The sequence below is a fragment of the Paraburkholderia sp. RCC_158 genome (assembly GCF_041355255.1).
In the GTDB taxonomy this organism is placed as follows: Bacteria; Pseudomonadota; Gammaproteobacteria; order Burkholderiales; family Burkholderiaceae; genus Paraburkholderia; species Paraburkholderia graminis.
This window is the reverse complement of the sequence record NZ_JBFUPM010000008.1, coordinates 323516-346242: the sequence shown is the minus strand read 5'-3', so window position 1 is coordinate 346242 and position 22727 is coordinate 323516. Positions and strand designations below refer to the sequence as shown.

The window sequence follows — 22727 nt, the reverse complement described above, 5'->3', positions numbered from 1 at the left end:
CCAAAAGGAGCAACCCTACAACGAGGTGTATCAACTCCTAACTGCGTTGCTGTATCAATTTATAACTGCGCGCGACACAGCCACGGCGCAGTCGAACTTTGCCACGAGGACCAGCGCGCGGGTACGTGGCTGTCGGAAGATAGTTTCGCCGTGGTTCCGTCTGGGCGTGCTCATCAAACGCGCGCGGGATGCGCTACCCATACGCATCTTGCGGTCTACGTGACGGGAGACGCGCTGCGCAAGCTTGATACCAAAGTCGGCTTGCTCGGGCGAATTCCGCCGGCGCATGCGCACACCCATCCTCGCGTGTCAAACCTCAGCCATTCGCGCCTTACAGGACCTCTCGCTGCGCAACGATCTGAGCGACTATGGCAACGCAGCCGTTCGCCAGGCTTTGTCATCGGCCTTGCTGATGCAGTGCATCGGCGAGATCGTCACCGGCAAGACGATGTCGGGCACCTCGCCGCGTGAACATGGCATGGCGCTGGTCGCCGATCTCGAGGCGTTTGTCACTCGCCATGCCGATCAGGCCATCCCGCTCGATACGCTGGAAGGACGCTTCGGCATTTCACGCCGCCACATCACGCGCTTGTTCCGTGAAGGCACCGGCATGTCGATCGGCGAGTTCCAGCAACGCACGCGCTACGAGAATGCCTGCCGGCTGCTCGCCGAAACGGATCTGCCCATAGGCGAAGTTGCGTTTCGCGTTGGGTCCGAAAGCGGCGCGGCGCTCGCGCGTGCGGTGCGACGCATTGGTGGCCATTCACCTTCGGCTCTGCGCACTACCATGGCCCGTTCGGTCAAGAAGTAAGGCCCATAGGGCCGCGCGCCACCGCGCCGATCTCCGTAATCTGACCGGATGGAAACAGATTCCCGGTCAGACGGGTTTGAACGGTCATGCAAGAACGTCACATAGTCGAACTCGTAAGCGTGTTCGCCGCCGGTCCCGGCGGCGGCAACCCGGCGCCCATCGTGGCCGACGCCGCCGGCATGTCCGACACGCAAATGCAGGCAGTGGCCCGGCGCTACGGTCATGAAAGCGGCTTCGTATTGCCGGCGCCCGCCGGTTCCGGCTGCGACTACGAGTTTCGCTTCCGGGTCCCCAACCACGAAATGTCGATGTGTGGCCACGCCACCATCGGCGCAGCGTGGCTGCTCCACCTGACCGGCCGCTTGCAGCGCGACCGGCTCGTCGTCCTGACGCGCAGCGGTCGCGTGTCGATCCGTATCACGGGGCGGGCGGGCGACGGCACCGTGGTCGAGATATCCCAGCCCGCTGGCCGTATCGAACCCTTGCCGGACACGCCAACCCTGCGCGACGACATCCTCGACGTGTTGGGCATCGACGCCGCGCAGCTTGCGCCGCTGCCAATCCAAAACGCCAGCACGAGCCGGGTCAAGACCCTGATTCCGCTTGCCAGTCCCGCGCATGTCGACGCCCTTCGGCCGCGCTTCGAGAGAATCGAGGCGCTGTGCGAGCAGCTCGGCTCGACCGGGCTCTATACGTACGCCACGTTCGACGCAGACCGTCAGATCTTCGACGCCCGGCAATTCCCGCGTGCCTCGGGTTATCCGGAAGATCCGGCCACCGGAATCGCGGCCTCCGCGCTGTCGTTCGGCCTCCTCGCCAATGGCATGGTCGAACCGTCCGCGCGCCTCATTACGATTCGCCAGGGACGCGCAATGCAGCGTCCGTCGCAGATATCCGTGCACTTCAATCACGAGACAGGTTCCACACGCGAGGGTCTGGACGGCTGCTGGCTCGCCGGCACAGTCCGGTTCGAAACAGACCTTGGCGCGGCGTCATGACGACCCGGTTGCTGGCGCGGATTGCGCAACTTGGCCTGACTTTGCCACCCGTGCCATCAGCACGAGGTGCATACGTGGGCGCGGTCGTCCACGACGATGTTGTGTACGTCAGCGGCCAGGTCAGCCGTGTCGGCGACGCGATCATCGCCGGTCCGGTCAGTGCCGACACGCGGCCCGATGTCTTGCGGCACGCAGCGCGCACCTGCGTGTTGCGTGCGCTGAGCGCGCTCGTCGCGACGCTGCCGCATGCGACGGCGATCGACCGCATTCTTTTTTTGCGCGGCTTCGTCAATGCCGTACCCGACTTCGCGAATCACAGTCAGATCCTGGACCATGCCTCAGCCCTTCTCCACGACATCTTCGATGAAAGCGGCCGGCATGCGCGCTCGGCACTCGGCGTCGCCAGTTTGCCGGAGAACGGCCTGCTCGAAATCGAACTGGTGGTCGCGCTCGCGCCAAGGTTTCGCATGGGCCGGCCAAAACGCGCTGGCCCCCGTCACGAGAACGGACGCTGACGCTGCACCCGTTCACCAAGGCACCGGACCGGCCTCGACGCGCTGGCCCGGCACGATCACCCAGCGTATAGGAAGCACCATGAACCGCCGTCAACTGTTGCAACTCGGCGGCGCAGTCGGGCCCGCCATGCTGCTGTCCCGTTCCGTGCAGGCAGCCGACGCCGAACTGGTCGTCGGCTCCAACGTTGGCGCTCCGCCATTCGCATTCAAGCAGGGCGACACCTATTCCGGCTTCGACGTGGAAGTGTGGGATGAAGTCGCGAAAGGCCTGAACCGCACGTGGCGCCTGCAGCCCATGGAGTTCGGTGCGCTGATCCCCGCACTCCAGACACATAACATCGACGTGATCGTGTCGCAGCTTTTCATCAAGCCGGAGCGCCGGCAGGTCATCGATTTCTCCGATCCGTACTACAAGAGCGGACTGATCGCGCTCACGCGTATCGACAATACGACGATCTACTCGGCGGGCGACCTCGCCGGCAAACATCTCGGCACCGAAACTGGTACGGTCGCCGTGGGCTACATCAAGGAGCACATCAAGGACGCCACACTGGAACAACTGCCGAGCATCAACAACGCACTTCTCGCGCTGGAAGGTAACACCAGACGGAACCATCAGCCGCGCGAACCGCGCGAAGACGAACTAGCCGCGAGCTCGCACAAACTCTTTTCCTCACCGACCGACCATCGAATTTTTTGATTGGAAAGGCAGATTGATATGAGCACGACGACTGAAAATCTTGCATCTATGGACGGCAAGTTTTGTCTTTCCCGAGCAGATGGACCGTTCGAAGCAGACCCGTTCCGCGACTGGCTGATCGCGCGACTTTGGTCTGGTCGAAGCGACCAACGGCGCCTACGGCGGTCAGATCACCCGCGCGAAAGAGCTCGGTCGTACCACCGGCCCGCACTGGCACCCGATGACGTTCCAGATGATTTACGTGCTGAAGGGCTGGGTCAAGTTCTGGTACGAACGTGAAGGCGAATTAATGCTCAAGGCCGGCGACTTCGTGTATCATCCGCCGCGTGCGGCGCACGACCTCCTGGAATACAGAACGGACTGCGCGCAGATGGCCCCCCCCTTGATACCGACATACGCCGCTTTTTCACAGCCTCCGGGCTTCGTCCACTGCGCCAACGAGTTTTCGAAACCGGTAAGCGCACGCATCGTACTTTTCCTTCATGGCTAACTACGCGGGTCTGATACGCCGAAAGCCGGTGCACGCGCTGAAAAACGAATAGTGCAATGCCAGGACGCTAAAGACCTGTCGTCCATAGCCGATATTCAGTCACCGCGCGACCGTAGAACGTGGGTAAGTCCGGGCAAATACGCCGACTCCACCGCAAGCCTTTGACCCGGATTTTCCGCCGGCCCCACATCCCTAAACTGGAAACTATCAATGCGTCTCGTCCCAATTTTAGCCATCTGCGTCGTCCTTCTCTCAGCGTGTGCGGGAGCTCCGACCACCAATCCACTACCCGCCGACCGCGGACACGAAGTGGGCACGGTGCTCACTGCCGGTGTAAGCGATCTGCAGATCGATGCAGGATCGTTCGACATTTCTGCCGAAGCGAAGCAGGAAGTCGTCGGGGCATTCCGTGCCGAGTTGACGAAGATCGGCGTGCCCGTCGCTGCGTCCGGTGCGCCGGTCGTTCTTCACGTCACGGAATTCAAGACGCGGCCCGCCGCGGCACGAATCATGTTTGGTGCACTGTCCGGCAGCGACCACATCAAGGGAACAGTGACGGTCGCGGGAGCCACGTTTGAGGTGGCCGACACAGGCGTCACCATGATGGGCGGCCTGGGTGTCGTCGCGAGAAACGTGGGCAAGCAAACGGCAGACGGCGTAGGACAACTCGCCGGTGTGGCCACCCGATAGCAGGCGGAACATTCGCGCGCGGTCAGCGCATCCGCAGACCGCGTATAACCGTTGAAGACACGATGAGAAGGAAGCCGTCACCGGACATAAGGCATGCGCAAACCGAATCGTCGGTCGATGCGGCGATGCTTCGACGGGCGCTCGCTCTGGGGAACGTCCCGACAGTCCTCATGAGGCCGCAGTCGCCCCTTCCGGTCGGCCAGCCGCGGACTTCGAGCGGCGGCTATTCGAGGATGAGCTGCCGCACACGGCCACAGGCACTCCCCATTCAACCGCCTCGCGCAGGCAAGATTCCGGACGCCCCGCCACTCATCCGCAGATGCGATCCCGGTCATGCAAGCGTTGCATCCAGGAGGGAAAGGGAACCGACGGCTCAGATACTTTATCGAGCCGCGCACACTGTTCGGCGGTTAATGCGAAATTCTGTGCGTCGAGGTTGGCTGCGAGTTGCTCGCACGTGCGGGCTCCGACGATGACAGAAGTGATCGGCTCGCGCGCAAGCAACCAGCCCAATGAGACTTGAGCCGGCGTGGCCGCCAGTTCGTCGGCGACTTCACGCAATACTGCGAGGATCGGCTCCGCCCTGACTAGATCGACCGGCGGAAAGTCGAGTTTCGCACGCCGCCCGGCAGCTTCGCCATTCTGCGCGTACTTGCCGCTCAGGTAGCCACCTGCGAGCGGACTCCAGACCAGAAGGCCCATTCTGTTTGACGCGGCAACCGGCATGATTTCGTGTTCGATATCCCGGCTCGTCAGCGAATAGTGCACCTGATTGCTCACGACATGAGCCCGATCGGTACGGGACGTTATGCCGACGGCTCGCTCGAGATCGGCTGCACTGAAATTGCACACGCCAATGTGACGGACCTTGCCTTGGGTGACGAGATCGTCCAGCACACGAAGCGTCTCGTCGAGCGGAACGAGCGCGTCACGGTCATGCAACTGGAACAGGTCGATGTGATCGCGACCGAGTCTCTTCAGGCTTGTCTCGACCGAGCGCATGATGTGCGAGCGGCCCAATCCCACTTCGTTCTGGCCCGTGCCGGTGCGTAACCGAACCTTGGTCGCGACGAGCATTCGATCTTCGTCCAGCCCCAGCGCTTTCAGCACATGACCCACGACCTCCTCTGAGCGGCCCTGCGAGTAGGCGTCCGCCGTGTCGATCAGATTGACGCCGCGCTCCACGGCCATCGCGACGAGCCGGGCGGCCTGATCGCTGTTCAAGCCGGCAATATTGCCCCAGATGCCCGAGCCGGCACCGAAAGTCATTGCGCCCAGGCTCAGCCGTGAAACGCGTAGGCCAGTTCTGCCAAGCGTGCTGTATTCCATCGTGTATTCCTTGTTTGAACGAAAACCTGATGCATCGGTAGAGCAAGGCCCTGAGTCCACGCGCCCCGCTATCGGCTCTGGTCAGGTTCGACGCGACACCAGCTCGCCCAGAACGGTCTCCAGTTCGACGTGGCCGCGCAAGATTCCATCGGAACTGTTTTCGAAATCGATCCAGCCTTCGTTGAAGCCGTCCAGCATGCGCATGCGCGGTAGAGGATGCTTCATGCCCTGCGTGCGGAACAGCGCTTCCCACGTCTGCCTTTCGACGACTTCCGCACGTACCTGACGACGCAACACGCCGGCGAAAGCCGCTGCGAGATCGTTAGGACTCGCCCGGCGTGGACCTTCAAGCTCGACGACGCGCACTCCGCGCCACGTCTGCTGCAGCAGTTCGGCAGCAACGCGGCCCACGTCCGCGGTGGCGACCATCGGCACCGGCTTGTCGAGCGGCTGCAGGTAACTGGCGATGACGCCATCGTCGCTTGCACACGCAACATCCCATGCGGCGTTCTCCATGAACCAGCCAGGCCGAAGGAACGTCACGGGCATCGGCATCTCGCGCAGCGCCTGCTCCATCAGCGTGCGTTGAGTGAGCAGGTTGACTTCGTCGGCCTGTGCGCCGATCGTCGAGAGGCAAACGACCTTGTCGGGCCGTGCCTTCAGTAGTGCTGCGGACACAGCCTCAATCACTGTGCGCGCTTCCGGAAACCCGGGCTCCGGATCGAACTCCGAAGGCGGCAGGATGAAAACGCCCGTCGCGCCTTCGAACGCGGCGGCGAGCGACGAAGCGTCTTCCATGAAAGCCGTCGCGATCTCGCAACCTCGCTCTGCCCACGCCTGTGCCCGCGTCGCATCGCGCACGACTGCGCGCACCGGCTGACCGGCAGCCAGCAGTTCGCGGGCCAGTGCGCCGCCCACCTTGCCGGTGATTCCTGTGATTGCATACATTGCTCGTTCTCCTGTGTGGATATATCGGGTGACGCAGCGTCGACGTGCCGACGGCCAATCGCTCACGCGCGACGCAAACCGTCGTAAAACGCCTGCTCGAACTGTCCGTAGAGGTTCACTACGCGCGCATCGTAGAAGGGCAGCATCTGCGTAAAGAGTGATCCGGCGACACGCTTGACCGGATCCATCCAGAAGTAGGTGTTCAACAATCCGGCCCAACTCACGCTGCCTGCGCTTCGTCCGTGGGGTCCTTGTTCTGTATTGATGTCGAACGACAGCCCCCACTTGTGCGCGGCGCCCGGAAACTGATCGAAGCTGTTCGACCACGACGGCTGCGCCGTCCTCATTTCCGTGACCTGCAGATCGCCAATGTGATTGCGGAACATCGTCGCGACGGTGTCGCCGCGTAGCACGCGTTCGCCGCGATATGTGCCGCCGTTCAACAGCATCTGCAGGAACGCCATGTAGTCGCGCGGCGTGCTGAAGAGCCCGCCTCCGCCCATGAAAAATTCGGGGCGCTGATTGATCTCGAACGGCTCGGGCGCGAGTGAGCCGTCCGCCTGACGCCTATGCATGGTGGCGACGCGCTGCTTCTGCTTGCTGCCGATGAGAAAGCCCGTGTTGCGCATGCCCAGTGGATCGAAGATGTGCTCGCGGAAGTAGACTTCCAGCGACTGATCGGTCACGGCCTCGACCAGTTTGCCGACCCAGTCCATGCTGATGCCGTACTCCCAGCGCTCGCCCGGCTCGAACTCCAGCGGCGCCGCGAATGCACCGTTCATCGAATAGCCGATGTCCGGCATGCCCGTTACCCTCTCGTACCGGCTGAGCTCGTCGCTCCAGATGCTGTACGTGAAGCCGGAGGTATGCGTGAGGAGATGGCCCACGGTGATCGCATTGCGCGCAGGCCGCAGCCTGGGCTGCCCGGAGACGTCGAATCCGTCGAGGATTTGAGGCGACTTCAACTGCGGCAGGATGTCGCCCGCAGGTTGATCCAGCCGCAGTCGGCCCTGTTCGATGAGCTGCATGCACGCGGTTGCGGTGATCGCCTTTGTCATCGACAGGAGCCAGAAGACTGTGTCAGGACTAATGGCCTCGCCAGTGCGGGCGTTCGCGCGGCCACACGCTCCCTCGTAAACCAGTCCGCGGTCGGTTGCGCCCATGGCGACAACAGCGGCAACCGTGCCGTCGTCCACCGCCCGTTGCAGGCATTGATCGATCGAACTGTAGGCCGGGTGATGCGCCAGCGCGGCGTCGCCACGAGCGCGCTGCGATACTGCCCGCGCGTCGCGGCTCGCGACGCCACCAAGTGTCGCGAGAGCCAGCAGGCTCGACGCTCCCTTCAGAAGACGGCGACGATCTGTTTGAACTGCCATTTTTCGTTTCTTCCCGAATGAGTGAATGAAGCGCGGCATCACAGTGCATCAGTGATTGGCGAAAAACGCGCGCTGTGAGCGGTTCCCGTTGAGGCGTCCAGCGGATGTCTCGGTGACACGTATTCTGGACAAGCACAAAACAAAACAAAATGACATGGATGTCATCAGATAAGTGACAATGAGTCACCTATTTGGCATGATCAACGGAGACTCCAAACTGCTGCGCGGCGCAGCGTTCGCTTTCACCTGGTCGATCGCGCTGCGCCACGCGCATTAACTCGAGTAACCATGAGATCCAGTAGCGAGAAGCTTTCCGGCAGCATTAGCGTGTTCGCCGCCGTAGTGGATGCGGGAACGTTTGTGGCCGCTTCGGAGGTGATAGGAATGACGCCGCCGGGCGTCAGTCGGGCGATTGCGCGGCTGGAAAAAAGGTTGAACATCCGGCTCTTCAGCCGGACAACGCGCTCCGTCTCCCTGACTGAAGAGGGCCGCCGCTTTTACGAGCAGGTCATGCCCCATCTCGCCGGATTGGAAGAAGCAGCGGCCGCTGCGGCAGGTGGCGCGTCCGCTGTGCGTGGAAAGCTGAGAATCAATCTGGATCCTGTCGTCTACCGGACCATTCTCGGGCAACAACTCGATGCGTTCATGGACGCACACCCGGAACTCGAAATCGAGTTCATCGCGCGAGACAGTCTTGGCGACCTCGTCATGGACGGCTTCGACCTCGCCGTGCGATTCGGCGAACCCAAAGCGTCTACCCTGATCGCGAGAAAGCTGCTCGACACCCGCATCGTGACGGTCGCAGCGCCCTCGTACATCGCCCGCTGGGGACGGCCGTCAAGACCCGAGGACCTGGAAGGTCGAAGCCACCGATGCCTTGAATTTCGCAACCCGGAGACAGGCAAGCCGTTCCAGTGGGAATTTCATCGCAAGCGAAAACGCATTGTGGTCGACACTCAGGGACGACTCACGGTCAACGACCCGGGCGCCTTGCTCAACGCATGTCTCGCCGGTTCCGGCATTGCGCAGATGTTGCTGCTCGGCGCCGAGCCCCTGATTGCCGACGGCCGGTTAATCAATCTCTTTCCCGAATGGGTAGACGAACGGTATCCGTTATACGTCTACTACGCATCGCGGCACCACGTGCCGGCAAAGACCCGCGCTTTTCTTGACTTCGTGATCGAGCTGACGCGCAATCACTCGCGCCTCGGCACGCGCTAGCGCTGTTGCGGCGTACCTCGGCACGAACGTCTATCGCCGGACCTCGTCAAAACCTGGCAGCGCCCGTCCGTTGAGCAGGTCATGCGGGAGTTCGGCAATCTCTACGACGCGTACGACGCAGTCGGGTACGTGCCGAAGCTGGCCCCGGAGCGCTCTGCAAACAGGCATGCAGAAAGGAAGTCTGGTCCTGGGGCATTCACGTTGTCTGTCGGCACGGACAGACGTTCCACCGCGCGGCGTCCGGCACGTGGATTGCTGCATACGTAATAAGAATGCGGCCAACGGCTGCATCCCTATTCTCTATCACTAAGGAGGCAGAAATCATGAGCAAGGCAACGAGCGCGTTACTCGCGGCTGTCGCCGCACTCACGCTGTCCGGCGGCGCCTACGCCCAGGCCGCCGGTGGCTCCAGCGGTAACGGTTCGACAGGCAGCACGGCTAGCCCCGCAAACCAGGTGAATAGTGCAACGGGCGGCTACGGCACACCGGGCACCACCAATTCGGACAGCGGCATGTCGGGGCGTCCCAACTCGGGTCTGCCGAGCAGCGTCAACAGCGATTCGACTTCCGGCGCTACCGCACCCGTGGGTGGCAACAACACCTTGGCGACGCCGAGTGTGAAGTCGCCGGCATCGGGTAAGTAGAAGCAATTTCGTTGACTATCGGTGGCGATGAAGCCACCGTCGGGACCCGCTGTCGCGGTCTGGCACGAAATGAGACTGTTGCCCGCGCGACAGCGGGCCGCCCCCCGCGTCGTCGTGAAATGCCCCCATTTCGCATCGAAGGCGGCGGTCGATGATCTGTTACTCCTCAAGCTCGATCCTTCCTACCGCAGCGAACTGCTGCGCCGTTGCGGCGCAAAGGCGCATATCGAACTGCCGCTGCGCGCGCGTTCGCTGAAGTCGCTACTGAAGTAAGTCAGGGCCGGTAGACGTGATTCGCTCATGCACAAGCTTTTGTGCGCAGCCGCCCAAGTCGTTGCATTTTGTCGCCCGTACGATCTGCCATCGGTAGCGCCGCACCGACCGCATACTCTTACGGAGCCAAGCCAAGCATGCTTCACGAACTGCCAGCCATTACACGGAATGTCCACTGGGGCTACTTTGACGCGGCGCTAGCGCCCGCACTGATCGTCGAGAGCGGCGACTTCGTGCGCGCCGAAGCAATCACGCATCATGCGGGCGACGCACCGGACCTGATGATGGACGACACGGTGCGGGCGCTTTACGACACGATTCCGGAATCTGACCGGCAACCTGGTGTGCATCTTATGACGGGGCCGATCTTCGTGAGAGACGCAAGGCCCGGCGACCTGCTCGAGGTGCGTTACCTGCAAATGAACCCGCGCTTCAATTACGGCTCGAATCTCGCCGCGCACTGGGGTCATCTGTTTACCGACTTCGACAAAGAGCGCGTCACGATCTATGAACTCGATCAGACGTCCAATACGGCTCACGCATTGTATGCATACGACTACCCGGGAAAATATCTGGTGCCGGGCAAACGATCGGAGGTTCGGGACTGCTGCCGCGAACTCGCGCTCGAAGGCATTCGTGTGCCGGTGCGCCCTCACCTGGGCACTGCAGGCGTCGCGCCCGACGTGGCTGGCCGCGTGAGCACCGTGCCTCCCGGCGCGCATGGCGGCAATATCGATAACTGGCGCATCGGCGCTGGATCCACCATGTATTACCCGGTCGCGGTGGACGGCGGTCTCTTCTCGATTGGCGATCCTCATGTATCGCAAGGCGATGGCGAGATTAGCGGCACCGCAATTGAGGCCTCGCTCAATGTGATGTTCCAGATCGTGCTGCGGCGGGACTTTACATTTCCTTCACCGCTGCTCGAGACACCGGATTACTGGATCGTCCACGGTTTCGATGAAGATCTGAATATCGCAACCAGAAACGCTTCACGCGACATGTTGCTTCTGCTTACCGAACGGCAAGGCTTATCACGCGACGACGCCTATTCGCTGATGAGCGTTGCGGCCGATTTCTCCGTGACGCAGGTGGTCGATGGCCGTCAGGGCATTCACTGCAAAATCCCCCGCAGCATTTTTCCTCCGAAGAAACAACCTCGCGCGTGAGCTGTGCGTGCGCGCTACGGCGGTGCGTCCACGCACTGCCGTAGCGCAGCGCTGCGGCGCCAACCGGGCTGTTATCGATGGCACGGACATTGCCCTTGAACAACTCGACTGACGTTCGTCAGCGTACGGGAGCCTTGGGTTGGATCTACAGCGTTTCACCACCGAGTCATACGCCGAGACAGATCGCCTGCGAGCATGGAAAGCGGAGCTGGGCCGATTTGGCCTGCGTTCCGGCGCGCCTGGGGCAGCCGCGCCCCACTTGCATGGCACGATCAGGTCACGCACGTCGACCAACGGCTTCGAGTTGATCGCACTCGCCGCTTTCGCGCAAACCATCGAACTCAACGTCGACGGCGCCGACAGTCTCCTGATCGCGCTGCATATCGACGGCTGCCTGACGCTTGTCGCCGACGGTGCGAGCGAGAGCGTTGCTACCGGCGATATCGTCTATGCTTCCTCGCGCGAGGAAGCGCTCCTGTCGTTCGCGTCAGACTTTCGAGCGTTTGTGATCCGCGTGCCCCGCGCTGCGATCAACGCACGTCTTCTTACACCGTTTTCATTGCGTGCCGGGCGGTTGCCAGGAGACGCCGGTATCGGCCATGTGTTTTCCGGCTTTCTGCGCTCGGTTGCGGAAAGCGTGGAAACGTTGTCGCTCGACGAGTTGCGTCCGCTGGAACTCGCGCTTGCGGAGTTCCTCGTCGCGTCTCTCGTCGGTCATGACAAGGAAGGCAGCTTCAGTGGCCTCACTCCCTCTCAAGCCGCCCTTTTTTCGCGGGTGTGCCGAACCATCGAGGCCAATTTAGCGGATCCGGATCTGGGGCTGACATCGATAGCAAAACAGGAGCGCGTCTCGCCGCGTTATCTACAGAAGCTATTCGAAGCCGTCGGACAGAACTTCTCGACTTATCTGCGCTCGCGCAGGCTGGAGCGTTGCCGCGCGGATCTGGTCAATCCTCTATACGAAAAGCTTTCCATTGCCGATCTCTGCTTCCGCTGGGGTTTCAACGACGCTGCGTATTTCAGCCGCGCCTTCCGGGAGCAATATCGGGCATCGCCGCGCACGTTCCGGCACGAAGCGGGTCTCGAACTGGCGCGCCATCTCGTGCAGCGTATCTCGCGCGGCTTGCCCGTCAACGCGGGGAACCTGCTCGTACATGCACAACTCGCCGGCCAGGGTGCCGTTCAGGAAACCGCGGACGAGCCGTACTTTACGACGCAACCCGAAGCTCCTTCCCCATCGCCCACCCGCGAGTCCAGCAAGCCGCGTCATCATCTATTGCGCGCGACGGCCAATACAATTCATTGGGGTTACTTCAGTCACGATCTGAAGCCCGTGCTGGAAATCGACAGCGCAGACACCGTGACTATCGAAACACTCACGCAACACGCGGCGGATGACTGGGAGCGGATGGTGCGTGGCGATCCTGGCGCAGAAAGCGTGTTCCACTGGACCGCCGCGCGCAAGAACGTGAACCGCCGCGGCGCGGGTCCCATGGACGCGTCCATTTACGGACGTGGCGCAGGAGAAGGCTTCGGCGTGCACATCTGCACCGGACCTATCGCCGTGCGCGGAGCGCAACCCGGCGATGTGCTGGAAGTGCGCATCCTCGACATTCACCCGCGGCGTTGCGCCAATCCAAAATTCGCCGGCCGTGCGTTCGGCAGCAATGCTGCCGCGTGGTGGGGATTTCACTATCGCGAGCTGTTGACCCAGCCGAAACCGCGCGAGGTCGTCACCATCTATGAGCTCGATGCGGACGCAACCGACAGTGAGACCGCCTGCGCCCGCGCCGTCTACAACTTCCGCTGGACGCCGCAGCGTGATCCTTTCGGCGTGATGCATCCGACAATCGATTATCCTGGCGTGCCGGTCGATCATTCGACAGTGGTCGAGAATCACGACATCCTGAAGAATGTCCAGATTCCGGTGCGTCCGCATTTTGGCGTGATCAGCGTCGCGCCGCAGCAGGATGGGCTAATCGATTCGATTCCGCCTTCCACCTTCGGCGGAAATCTCGACAACTGGCGCGTCACCCGCGGCGCTAGCGTGTTCTTGCCGGTCGGGGTGCCCGGCGCCCTCCTCTCCATTGGCGACCCGCATGCGTCGCAAGGAGACTCGGAACTCTGCGGCACCGCGATCGAGTGTTCGCTCACCGGCGAATTCCAGGTCGTGCTTCACAAGAAAGAAACGCTCGGCAACGAGGTGTACGCCGACCTCACGTATCCATTAGTAGAAACCGCAGACGAATGGGTACTCCACGGCTTCAGCTATCCGAACTATCTGGCCGAGTTCGGTACGAGCGCGCAAAGCGCCGTGTACGAGAAATCCACGCTCGACCTCGCGATGCGCGACGCTTTCATCAAAACGCGGCGCTTCCTGATGACGACCAAGGGCCTGTCCGAGGACGAGGCGATTTCGCTGATCTCAGTCGCGATCGACTTCGGTGTCACCCAGGTGGTAGACGGCAATTGGGGGGTGCACGCGATCATCCGGAAATCGCTGTTCTCCGCGTGACGTAGCAAGCGACGGCCTCGATACGCGCGCGTACAAGAGTTTGTTCGCAGCAAGCTCGATGCGGCGATTTTGGCTTCCGTACGATGGGTCCTGACGTGAACACAGGCGTACGCGCCGTTCGACAGGACACTGCACCATGGATTCTCCCGCATATCGCGCGCTGGCCGGCCACGGGCGCTTTGATTATTCGCCGATCGGCGGCCGCCCCGTGTATCGCTGGCCCGACGGTTCCCGCCTCGCCGTCTACATCGGTTTCAACATCGAACACTTTGCGTTCGGCGAAGGACTTGGCCCGACCATCGGTCCAGTGATGCCTGAGCCAGACGTACTGAATCACGCATGGCGCGAGTACGCCTTGCGCGTGGGAGCATGGCGCTGTCTCGATCTGTTCGATGAGCTCGCACTGCCGGTAGCGGGCATCATCAATACGGCGCTCTATGATCACTGCCCTGACCTGGTCGCCGCGTTCGCCCAACGTGGCGATGAACTTGTCGCCCACGGCCATACCAATTCAGAGAGACAGGCAACGCTGTCCGAGGCCGAAGAACGTGCGCTGATCGTGGCATGTCGCGAGCGGATCGCCGCGGAAAGTGCACAGCAGCCAGCGGGCTGGTTATCGCCATGGTTGTCCGAGAGTCATGTCACCAGCGATCTCGTGGCGGAAGCGGGTTACCAGTACACGCTCAACTGGTGTCACGACGATCAACCCACGCGCCTCGTTACACGCAACGGTCAGCCGCTGTGGGCAATTCCGTATCCGGAAGAAGTCAACGATATTCCAATGATCCTCGCGCGTCAGATGGACGCCAGATCGTTCGCCGATCTGGTGATAGATCACTTCGAGGAGATGCTGCGGCAATCCGCCCGCGAGCCGCTGGTGATGGGCATTGCCTTGCATGCGTACCTGGCAGGACAGCCGCACCGCCTGCTTCACTTGCGGCGGGCGCTCGAGCATATCGTCCGCGCGCGCGACGAAGGCCGGATCTGCATCACTACGCCGGGTTCGATCGCAAGTCACATGGACTTCCTTGGCCACTGACTCCCCCTCTTCCCGCATCGCCATATCAGCCGTTTAACCGATGTTTTGTTCAACCTCATCAAGGTTCGCCATGTTCATGCCAAAAGCATTCAAGCTTCTCTTATGCGCTGTCACCAGCCTTCTTCTCGCACAAGGCGCGTCCGCGCAATCGTGCGAACCGTCCAAAGTGGCTCAGAAATATCCGTCGCTGGCCGGAAAGACCATCAAGATCGGCGTCGATCCGGAGTCGCCGCCTTATGCATTTCGTGACAGCAAGGATTTCAACAAGATTATCGGCGCCGATGCCGACATGGCTCGCGCCGTGTTCGATTGCGCGGGCGTGAAAACGGAGTTCTTCACCGCCGGCTGGCCCGGGCTGCTGCCGGCCCTGCGCGCCGGACAGATCGATGTCATGTGGGACTTGCTGTACTACACGCCCGAACGCGCGAAGGAAACGACTTTCGTCACGTATATGCAGGCCGGTACCGGCGGCCTGGTGGCCGCCGGCAACCCGAAAAAAATCGATGACATCTCAAAGCTCTGCGGCCTCACCGTCACAGCAGGCATCGGCACAGTCGAACTCACGATGGCGCAAGCGCAGGCCGCGAAGTGCAAGGCCGAAGGCAAATCCGACGTGACCATCATGACTTCAGCCGATATCGCCTCGGGTGCGCGCCTCGTCGCCAGTCATCGTGCCGACGTGATGATGTACGACCTCGCGCTCGTCGACGGTCTCGCGAAACAGAACCCGCAGCTCTATACCCGCGGCTTCATGGTGACGAGCGGCATGAAGATCGGCGTGGGCGTGAAAAAAGGCAACGCCGACATGATCGCTGCGGTGTCCGATGGACTCAGAATCATGCAGGCCAATCAGACTCAGAAGAAAACGTTCCAGCAGTACGGCGTGGATCCGTCGCTGGAAATGTCGACCACGTTGCTTACTCAATAAAGGCTGCCTGCGCGGCACACCGTCCAGTGTGTCCGTAGCGTCATGAATCAGGTTCTGACATGAAGGCATCGCGTATCAAACAAAACGTCGTCGGCACGCTCGTTGCGGCCGCCATGCTGGTCTTTCAGCCGGCCATGGCGGCCGGCCTGAATGGCGTCCAGGTGCTCGACGGGTTCAGGGAACTGGCGGGTTATGTCGGCTCGCCGTTCCTGCTCGGCGGCGCGTGGATCGCGGTGAAGATCACGCTGATAGCAATGTCGATCGGGCTCATGCTCGGCCTCGGCCTTGCACTGATGCGGCTCTCGCGATTCAGGACTTTGAACTCGGCGGCGTGGGGCTATATCTGGTTCGTGCGCGGCACGCCGCAACTGCTGCAGCTCGTATTTATTTTCGATGCGTTGCCGCTGATCGGTCTGCGCTTCGACGAAGTCTCGACTGCTGTTATCGGCTTCGCACTGAACGAGGCGGCGTTCAGCGCCGAACTGTTTCGTGCCGGCATTCTGTCGGTGAACCGCTCGCAGTCCATCGCGGCCGCGGCGCTCGGCATGGGACCGTTGCTGACATTACGCCGCATTATCCTGCCGCAGTCCATGCGTGCGGTGATCCCCGGCCTCGCCAACGACACCATCGGCATGTTGAAGCTAACGTCGATCGCCTCGGTCATTTTCGTCAACGAACTCACCTTTCGCTCACAACAGATCGTCGGCCAGAACTTCAAGTTTTTTACCGTGTTCGGCGCTGCGGCGGTGATCTATCTGTTCCTCACGAGCGGAATTTCACTGGTTCAGGTGTGGCTCGAACGCATCTTCGATCACGAGCGCGACCGGAAACTCACATTCTCGTGGTTCGGACTGCGCGTTTCGACGCCCGATGCGAAACCGCCCGGCGCTCCGGATGTCGCGCCAGTCGCCGCTCAGGAGATGGAACCGAATGGTCACGCGTGGATCGGCACGCTGCTGCCCGCAGAAAGCCGCACGCCCCGGCGTCGCGACGAACCGTTTGTCGCATGCAGGAACGTCTGGAAGTCGTATGGCAAACGCGAGATTCTGCGGGGCGTCGATCTGTCGATTGCGCATGGCGAAGTGGTCGTCATTCTGGGTCCGAGCGGCTCAGGCAAAAGCACGCTGCTCAAGCTCATCAACCATCTGGAACCGCTCGACTGGGGAACGATCAAGGTCGATTCACGGTATGTGGGTTATCGGGAAGTGCCGGGCGGCGGCGGCACGGTTCGGCCTCTGCACAACCTCGCACGCGCACGCGCCGAAGCGCGCGTCGGCATGGTATTTCAGCACTTCAATCTGTTCAGTCATTTGAGCGCGCTGGACAATATCGTCGAAGCACAGCGGCAGGTCTATGACGTGCCGCGCGCCGAAGCACAAGCGCTCGGCCGCGACCTGTTGAAAAGCGTCGGCCTCGCCGCCCATGCGGATTTTTTGCCGCATCGGTTATCAGGCGGACAGCAGCAGCGGGTGGCGATTGCGCGGGCGCTCGCGATCAAGCCCAAGCTGATGCTGTTCGACGAGCCCACTTCGGCGCTCGATCCAGAACTTGTCGGAGAAGTGCTTGGCGTGATGCGTGGCCTCGCCGATGCCGGCATGACGATGATCGTGGTCACCCACGAAGTCCGCTTTGCCCGCGATGTCGCCGACCGCGTCGTTTTCATGGATGGCGGCGAAGTCATCGAGCAGGGGACGCCGCAGCAGGTCATCGACAACCCGGTTCACGAGCGCACCAGAAAATTCCTTAACGTCGTCGCTAATTGAATATGAGGCTCTCATGACGGACTTCGAAACTTTCAACCTTGGTCGCGTCGTGCTGCAGTCCGGCGCGACGCTGCCCGACATGCTGCTCAGCTACAAGACCTATGGCCGGCTGAATGCGGCACGCGACAACGCGATTGTCTACCCGACGTTTTATAGCGGCAGCCATCTGGACAATGAATGGTTGATTGGCGAGCACATGGGACTCGACCCGCGTGAGTACTTCATCATTGTGCCGAACATGTTCGGCAACGGCGTATCGAGTTCGCCGAGCAACAATCCGCCGCCTTATGACCGTGGACGCTTTCCGCGCGTCACGCTATACGACAACGTCGCGATGCAATATCGCCTTGTGACCGAGAAGTTCGGCATTGAGTCGCTCAGGCTCGTCACCGGCTGGTCGATGGGCGCGATGCAGGCGTTCCACTGGGCGGCGATGTATCCGCGAATGGTCGAGCGCATTCTGCCGTTTTGCGGAGCGGCACGGTGCTCGCGGCACAACTCTGTGTTTATCGAAGGGCTCAAGGCACCGTTGCTGCTGGACCCTGCATTCCACGACGGGTTCTACGACACACCGCCCACGCGCGGAATGCGTGCCGCTGCCCGTGTGTTTGCGGGCTGGGGATTTTCGCAGGCGTTTCTGCGCCAACGGCTCGACATGGAAGCAATGGGATATGGCTCCCTGGAGGACTTCATTACCCACTTCTGGGAGGGCGATTTCCTGAAGAAAGACGCGAACAACATCCTGTCAATGATGTGGAGCTGGCAACACGGCGACATATCCGCGAATTCGCTCTATAACGGCGATTTCGATCTGGCGTTGGGCAGTATCACCGCCAGGGCAATCGTGATGCCCGGGCGCACCGATCTATATTTTCCGCCGGAAGACAGTGAGTATGAAGTGTCGAAGATGCCCAATGCACTGCTGCGGCCTATCGAGTCAGTCTGGGGGCATTTTGCAGGCGGCCCAGCGGCCAATCCCGTCGACGTCAAGTTCATCGACAATGCAGTAAGGGAAATTCTGGCTATGTAACGCTCCTGGAACATATCGACCTATCCGCTGATGATCGAGCAGTTCGCTTGCCGGAACTCAGGAGACTCGGAGACCGTTAAGTTGATGATGCAGCGGTTCGCCGGAACGCCAGGGGGAACGGTACTTCAGTGCCGTATGCGCGGTGCCGCGCACGAGCCTCGCATCACCAGTTCCGCGTCCACCGTCAATCTTCGTCGCGGCAGTTTTGGGTTGTCCAGCCGCTCCATCAGGAACCTCCCCGCCGCCTTGCCCAACTGGTCATGACTCCAGCGCACCACGGTGAACGCAGGCGTGGCGAGAAGCGCAACGTCGCTGTCGGCCCCCGCGATGACCGATAGGTCTTGCGGTACCACAAGTCCGCATTCCCGCGTCGCCTGCATTACACCGGGAAGCAGTGACGTTCCGCCGGCAACGATGGCCGTGGGCGGCTCGGCCAGCTCGAGCAGATGGCGTGTCTCTGTATAGCCGGCGTCGCGTGCAAACGTGGCGTGTCGAATCAATTCCGGTTCCAGCGTCAGCCCGCGCTCGTTGAATGCATCGCCGAACCCCTTCAGGCGGCTTTGAGTCGGATGCACGCCTGGCTCGCCAGAAATGAGTGCAATGCGACGATGCCCAAGGTCGGCAAGATGATGCACCGCTTGCCGAACACCCGCGGCATGGTTGACCGTGACCGAATCGAGCTCGGCAGGCATCTCACGGTCCAGCAGCACGACTGGAAACTGCACCTCGCGCAGCATTGTCAGAAGGGCCGGGTCTTCTTCCGACGAGGTAGCGATAACGAGGCCATCAATCCGCCTCTGCTGGAATCCGAGCAGCAGTTCCAATTCCCGCTTGATGTCGTGATAGCTGGACGCAACCATCAGTGAGAACCCAAACCCCTCGATCTCCTTCTGCATCGAGTCGACGAACATACTCAGCACGGGCACGGTGAAGTCGCGCATCACGCAGGCGAATGTCATCGACCTGTGATTGCGCATGCTTTGGGCCACCATGTCCGGCACATAGCCGAGTTCGACGATGGCCGCCTTCACGCGCTTGCGCGTATCCTCGCGGACGTTCGGGTGCGCGTTTATCACGCGCGAGACGGTTCCGAGACTTACGTCGGCCAGAAGCGCTACATCACGGATTGAAGGCTTGCGCTCGTCGTCAGAAGCCGTATCCGCCGAAGTCCGGCGTGGAGAAGTGCCTTTCGATTCTGTGCTCATTGGTTGGAACAGGCCTTTGTCAAGCCATTGGAAGAAGCGCCTTGGACTCACTCGCCCGGCCTGCCTCGGTACGAGCTTGCGGCTTTTGCCAGCGTGGCTCCTGCCCGCCGGTTTGCCGTGCGGCATGAAACGTTCCCAATGTTCCGGGCTCGGCCGGCTTTGTCAAGCAGGCTGTAAAAAGCCGCTTTTCCAGGGAACCACCGCCTTGACAACGATAATTGACGCTCTATATTGGAAACGTTTCATTGAAGATCCGCATCGAGTGCAAAAGCTGCTTCTCTTCAGATCTTTTATTTTGGAAACGTTTCATTTCAATAGCGAGACACCGTGACGGGCATTACCATGACTGAACAACGAAGCACCCGAGGGCTCCCGCTCGAAGACATCTGTGTGGTGGAGATTGGGCACAGCCTTGCGGCACCGTACGCGGGCATCATCCTGGCTCACCTTGGCGCCCGGGTCGTGAAGATTGAGAACGCTGCCCAGGGAGATTACGCCCGCGGATGGGGGCCGCCCTTCATCGACGGCGCGTCCGCGCTCTTTCACGCAATGAACCACGGCAAGCAAAGCATCAGCGCCGATTTTGGCGACCCGGCCTGCGCGAGATCGATTCGGGACTTCATCGTCGAGAATGCGGACGTGGTCCTTCAGAACCTGAGGCCCGGCAATCTCGACCGTTATGGCCTGGGTGCACAGGACCTGACGGAACTCTGTCCGTCGCTCGTCTATTGCAACCTTGGAGCCTTCGGAGCCACAGGCCCTTTGCGCAACAAGCCCGGTTACGACCCGTTGGTGCAGGCCTATAGTGGAATGATGAGCATCGTCGGACATGCAGACGATGCGCCCAGCCGCGTCCCCGTTTCGATCAACGACATGGGCACGGGGATGTGGGCCGTCATTGGAGTTCTGGCCGCGCTGCGAGATAAAGGCCGTGACGACCCAGAACGCGGTCGGATTGTCGACGTGTCGCTCTATGAAACCGCCCTCGCCTGGATGACGGTACCTCTGTCGGACTGCCTCGCCGGCGGTCCGGAGCCCACCCGCATTGGTTCCGGTAGTCCGAACATCGTGCCTTATCAGGTCTTCGACTGCACCGATGGCGCAATCCTCGTCGCCGCGGGTAATGACACGCTGTATCGGCGTCTGTGCAATGTCATGGACCTGCCCTCGCTCGCCGACGATCCTCGATTCTCCACCAACGGAGACCGCGTTCTGAACCGGAAGGTGCTCATTCCGCTTCTCGAAGCCAGGTTCGCGCAGAAGCCCGCGGGAGACTGGCTTAATGCGCTCGAGGCCGGATCGATTCCATGCGGCCCGTTGCAAACGGTCGATCGCGTGGTCACGAACGAACAGACCGCGTCTCTCGACATTCTGCGCCGGACACCCGACGGACGCACTACGACCGTCGCGCTTCCCGTTTCTTTCGACGGCCGGCGCCCACCGTTGCCCGGCAATACACCGGGGCTCGGCGAACACAACCATCTGCTGATCAGGACGCCGGCACACGACCGTGCTGACGACCTGTTGCGGCAGGAAAGCGATTGACGCCAGTTGCATCCTCAAAGAGGCAGATAAAGACCCAGGTAAACGCCGAAGTGAAGGTCCGGATAACGATTCAATAGAGTTGCACACACACTTCCATCAAGGATTCCCGGACGTCGGCCTCATGCGGCAGGCGAACCGGGACAATCAGGAGACAGCAATTGAGCCAGACCTTTCTTGAACCCACGCCGGCGCCATCGGACGAACTGCCGGCCGTCACGGCCGTGAGCGCGGATGAACACAAGCTTTATCTCCGCGTCGCGCTTCGCATCGTGCCGCTGCTCTTCGTTTGCTATGTGGTCGCATTCCTCGACCGCATCAACGTCGGCTTCGCGAAGCTGCAAATGCAGGACGCCCTTGGTTTTAGCGATGCGGTATATGGTCTGGGCGCGGGCATCTTCTTTCTTTCGTATTGCCTGCTCGAAGTGCCCAGCGCTTTGCTTCTGAAGCGCATGGGTGCGAAGAAAACCATCGCCCGGATCATGATCTGCTGGGGGATTGTGGGGATGTGCACGGCATTCGTCACCAACGTGACCGAGTTTTACATCGTCAGGCTGCTGCTGGGCGTATTCGAGGCGGGCTTCTTTCCTGGCGTTATTTTCTATCTCAGCTCCTGGTTTCCGGAGAACCGGCGCGGCGTCATCATCTCCTGCTTCATGGTTGGATTCCCCATCGCCGGTCTTGTCGGCGGTCCCGTTTCCGGCTGGGCGATGACGGGGCTGGCGAACGTCGCGAACATGGCGGGATGGCAGTGGCTTTACATCGTCGAGGCACTGCCCGCGGTCGCGCTCGGCATCCTCACGCTCTTTATCCTCGACGACAACATCGACAAAGCCAAATGGCTGAGCGACGCGGAAAAGAACACGCTGCGGGAAGGCTTCCGGGTCGAAACCGAACGCAAGCGCAAGAACCACCAGGACGGGCACGGCACTCTTGCGCAGGCTCTCGCGGACCCGAAGGTCTACATGCTTGCGTTCATCGACTTTGCGTTTGTTTGCGGCACCTATTCCGTCACGTTCTGGTTGCCGACCGTCATGAAGAGTTCGGGCATATCCAATCTGTCGCAACTCGGGTGGCTATCGGCCATTCCTTACGGAATGGGCGCGCTGGGAATGATCGTTATCAGCCGAAGTTCCGACCGGATGCTCGAGAGGCGCTGGCATGCAACCATCGCCGGCGTGATAGGCGCGATAGCGCTTCTGCTGGTATCGCAGTCGATGAGCTCGGCCGTCGTGACCCTCGCGCTGCTGACCGTCGCGTGCGTCGGCATCTTTTCGATAAACGTGCTGATCTGGTCGATTGCTGCCGACTATCTTCACGGTTCTGCCGCGGCAGCGGGCAGCATCGCGTTCGTGAACTGCATAGGTTTGCTTAGCGGGTTTTGCAGCCCATTCGTCATCGGATGGTTGAAGACAATGACAGGCACGCTCAATAGCGGCCTCTACGTCATGACGGCCGTTCTCTTTCTTGGAATCGTCGTCATGTTCGCAGGATTCAAGCCCAGGGCGGTCATGTCAGCGTAGACGCCCCAGAGGCCGCAT

Annotated in this window: 21 protein-coding genes; 17 read left to right on the top strand and 4 right to left on the bottom strand. The window is 61.2% G+C overall.

Annotation, left to right across the window (positions count from 1 at the left end):
* Window positions 1–286 precede the first annotated feature (286 nt).
* The 6 genes from AB6809_RS18615 (at window position 287) to AB6809_RS18590 (ending at window position 4204) form a co-directional block, all read left to right on the top strand.
* Window positions 287–811: a helix-turn-helix domain-containing protein gene (locus AB6809_RS18615; RefSeq protein WP_371026922.1), complete on the top strand. Its 525-nt coding sequence runs from the start codon at window positions 287–289 to the stop codon at window positions 809–811.
* 86 nt (window positions 812–897) lie between these two features.
* Window positions 898–1809: a PhzF family phenazine biosynthesis protein gene (locus AB6809_RS18610; protein WP_029969362.1), complete on the top strand. Its 912-nt coding sequence runs from the start codon at window positions 898–900 to the stop codon at window positions 1807–1809.
* Window positions 1806–2324 carry a RidA family protein gene (locus AB6809_RS18605; protein WP_044021598.1) on the top strand — a complete coding sequence of 173 codons (519 nt, stop codon included), beginning with the start codon at window positions 1806–1808 and terminating at the stop codon, window positions 2322–2324. Before AB6809_RS18610 ends, AB6809_RS18605 begins: the two co-directional genes overlap by 4 nt.
* Before the next feature lie 79 nt (window positions 2325–2403).
* Window positions 2404–3024: a transporter substrate-binding domain-containing protein gene (locus AB6809_RS18600; RefSeq protein ID WP_006050987.1), complete on the top strand. Its 621-nt coding sequence runs from the start codon at window positions 2404–2406 to the stop codon at window positions 3022–3024.
* A 133-nt stretch (window positions 3025–3157) separates the two neighbouring features.
* Complete coding sequence (locus AB6809_RS18595; RefSeq protein WP_371026926.1) at window positions 3158–3514, top strand: cupin domain-containing protein; 357 nt, start codon at window positions 3158–3160, stop codon at window positions 3512–3514.
* A 309-nt stretch (window positions 3515–3823) separates the two neighbouring features.
* A complete protein-coding gene (locus AB6809_RS18590; protein WP_029969354.1) occupies window positions 3824–4204 on the top strand; it encodes a hypothetical protein in 381 nt (126 codons plus the stop codon).
* Window positions 4205–4513: 309 nt separating this feature from the next.
* Here AB6809_RS18590 and AB6809_RS18585 read toward each other — a convergent pair whose 3' ends face one another.
* The 3 genes from AB6809_RS18585 to AB6809_RS18575 all read right to left on the bottom strand — a co-directional run bounded on the left by AB6809_RS18585 (window position 4514) and on the right by AB6809_RS18575 (window position 7857).
* Window positions 4514–5533, bottom strand: coding sequence for an aldo/keto reductase (locus tag AB6809_RS18585; protein ID WP_371026921.1), 1020 nt, complete (start codon window positions 5531–5533; stop codon window positions 4514–4516).
* An 81-nt stretch (window positions 5534–5614) separates the two neighbouring features.
* Window positions 5615–6481: an NmrA family NAD(P)-binding protein gene (locus tag AB6809_RS18580; protein ID WP_371026920.1), complete on the bottom strand. Its 867-nt coding sequence runs from the start codon at window positions 6479–6481 to the stop codon at window positions 5615–5617.
* A 62-nt stretch (window positions 6482–6543) separates the two neighbouring features.
* Window positions 6544–7857, bottom strand: coding sequence for a serine hydrolase domain-containing protein (locus AB6809_RS18575; protein ID WP_371026919.1), 1314 nt, complete (start codon window positions 7855–7857; stop codon window positions 6544–6546).
* Between the two features lie 288 nt (window positions 7858–8145).
* On the opposite strand from AB6809_RS18575, the gene AB6809_RS18570 reads away from it, so the two are divergent.
* The 9 genes from AB6809_RS18570 (at window position 8146) to AB6809_RS18530 (ending at window position 18439) form a co-directional block, all read left to right on the top strand.
* Entirely contained in the window at window positions 8146–9078 is a 933-nt protein-coding gene (locus AB6809_RS18570) for a LysR family transcriptional regulator (RefSeq protein WP_044021605.1), read from the top strand.
* Between the two features lie 323 nt (window positions 9079–9401).
* Window positions 9402–9722, top strand: a complete 321-nt coding sequence (locus tag AB6809_RS18565; RefSeq protein WP_006050994.1) for a hypothetical protein — start codon at window positions 9402–9404, stop codon at window positions 9720–9722.
* A 78-nt stretch (window positions 9723–9800) separates the two neighbouring features.
* Window positions 9801–9995, top strand: a complete 195-nt coding sequence (locus AB6809_RS18560) for a hypothetical protein (protein ID WP_371026918.1) — start codon at window positions 9801–9803, stop codon at window positions 9993–9995.
* 137 nt (window positions 9996–10132) lie between these two features.
* Window positions 10133–11164 carry an acetamidase/formamidase family protein gene (locus AB6809_RS18555; protein WP_006050995.1) on the top strand — a complete coding sequence of 344 codons (1032 nt, stop codon included), beginning with the start codon at window positions 10133–10135 and terminating at the stop codon, window positions 11162–11164.
* A gap of 139 nt (window positions 11165–11303) precedes the next feature.
* The gene (locus AB6809_RS18550) at window positions 11304–13679 is read left to right on the top strand and encodes an acetamidase/formamidase family protein (RefSeq protein WP_371026917.1); all 2376 of its coding nucleotides are present in this window, start codon (window positions 11304–11306) and stop codon (window positions 13677–13679) included.
* Between the two features lie 136 nt (window positions 13680–13815).
* Complete coding sequence (locus AB6809_RS18545; protein ID WP_029969342.1) at window positions 13816–14718, top strand: polysaccharide deacetylase family protein; 903 nt, start codon at window positions 13816–13818, stop codon at window positions 14716–14718.
* A 166-nt stretch (window positions 14719–14884) separates the two neighbouring features.
* A complete protein-coding gene (locus AB6809_RS18540) occupies window positions 14885–15646 on the top strand; it encodes an ABC transporter substrate-binding protein (RefSeq protein ID WP_254597473.1) in 762 nt (253 codons plus the stop codon).
* Between the two features lie 59 nt (window positions 15647–15705).
* Complete coding sequence (locus AB6809_RS18535; protein WP_371026916.1) at window positions 15706–17409, top strand: amino acid ABC transporter permease/ATP-binding protein; 1704 nt, start codon at window positions 15706–15708, stop codon at window positions 17407–17409.
* A gap of 13 nt (window positions 17410–17422) precedes the next feature.
* Window positions 17423–18439 (top strand): alpha/beta fold hydrolase, encoded by a 1017-nt coding sequence (locus AB6809_RS18530; RefSeq protein WP_371026915.1) that lies wholly within the window; start codon window positions 17423–17425, stop codon window positions 18437–18439.
* Between the two features lie 125 nt (window positions 18440–18564).
* On the opposite strand, the gene AB6809_RS18525 is transcribed toward AB6809_RS18530, so the two are convergent.
* Window positions 18565–19644: a LacI family DNA-binding transcriptional regulator gene (locus tag AB6809_RS18525; protein WP_232292323.1), complete on the bottom strand. Its 1080-nt coding sequence runs from the start codon at window positions 19642–19644 to the stop codon at window positions 18565–18567.
* Window positions 19645–19986: 342 nt separating this feature from the next.
* Between AB6809_RS18525 and AB6809_RS18520 the strand changes: the two genes are divergently transcribed.
* Together AB6809_RS18520 and AB6809_RS18515 are read left to right on the top strand one after the other, a co-directional pair.
* Complete coding sequence (locus AB6809_RS18520; protein ID WP_371026925.1) at window positions 19987–21189, top strand: CaiB/BaiF CoA transferase family protein; 1203 nt, start codon at window positions 19987–19989, stop codon at window positions 21187–21189.
* Between the two features lie 158 nt (window positions 21190–21347).
* Window positions 21348–22709: an MFS transporter gene (locus AB6809_RS18515; RefSeq protein ID WP_371026914.1), complete on the top strand. Its 1362-nt coding sequence runs from the start codon at window positions 21348–21350 to the stop codon at window positions 22707–22709.
* Window positions 22710–22727: the final 18 nt, after the last annotated feature.

Bases quoted from the DNA above. Each gene is read 5' to 3' on its own strand.
- AB6809_RS18615 (WP_371026922.1), top strand. From the start codon at position 287: ATGCGCACACCCATCCTCGCGTGTCAAACCTCAGCCATTCGCGCCTTA.
- AB6809_RS18610 (WP_029969362.1), top strand. From the start codon at position 898: ATGCAAGAACGTCACATAGTCGAACTCGTAAGCGTGTTCGCCGCCGGT.
- AB6809_RS18605 (WP_044021598.1), top strand. From the start codon at position 1,806: ATGACGACCCGGTTGCTGGCGCGGATTGCGCAACTTGGCCTGACTTTG.
- AB6809_RS18600 (WP_006050987.1), top strand. From the start codon at position 2,404: ATGAACCGCCGTCAACTGTTGCAACTCGGCGGCGCAGTCGGGCCCGCC.
- AB6809_RS18585 (WP_371026921.1), bottom strand. From the start codon at position 5,533: ATGGAATACAGCACGCTTGGCAGAACTGGCCTACGCGTTTCACGGCTG.
- AB6809_RS18580 (WP_371026920.1), bottom strand. From the start codon at position 6,481: ATGTATGCAATCACAGGAATCACCGGCAAGGTGGGCGGCGCACTGGCC.
- AB6809_RS18575 (WP_371026919.1), bottom strand. From the start codon at position 7,857: ATGGCAGTTCAAACAGATCGTCGCCGTCTTCTGAAGGGAGCGTCGAGC.
- AB6809_RS18570 (WP_044021605.1), top strand. From the start codon at position 8,146: ATGAGATCCAGTAGCGAGAAGCTTTCCGGCAGCATTAGCGTGTTCGCC.
- AB6809_RS18565 (WP_006050994.1), top strand. From the start codon at position 9,402: ATGAGCAAGGCAACGAGCGCGTTACTCGCGGCTGTCGCCGCACTCACG.
- AB6809_RS18555 (WP_006050995.1), top strand. From the start codon at position 10,133: ATGCTTCACGAACTGCCAGCCATTACACGGAATGTCCACTGGGGCTAC.
- AB6809_RS18545 (WP_029969342.1), top strand. From the start codon at position 13,816: ATGGATTCTCCCGCATATCGCGCGCTGGCCGGCCACGGGCGCTTTGAT.
- AB6809_RS18535 (WP_371026916.1), top strand. From the start codon at position 15,706: ATGAAGGCATCGCGTATCAAACAAAACGTCGTCGGCACGCTCGTTGCG.
- AB6809_RS18530 (WP_371026915.1), top strand. From the start codon at position 17,423: ATGACGGACTTCGAAACTTTCAACCTTGGTCGCGTCGTGCTGCAGTCC.
- AB6809_RS18525 (WP_232292323.1), bottom strand. From the start codon at position 19,644: ATGAGCACAGAATCGAAAGGCACTTCTCCACGCCGGACTTCGGCGGAT.
- AB6809_RS18520 (WP_371026925.1), top strand. From the start codon at position 19,987: ATGACTGAACAACGAAGCACCCGAGGGCTCCCGCTCGAAGACATCTGT.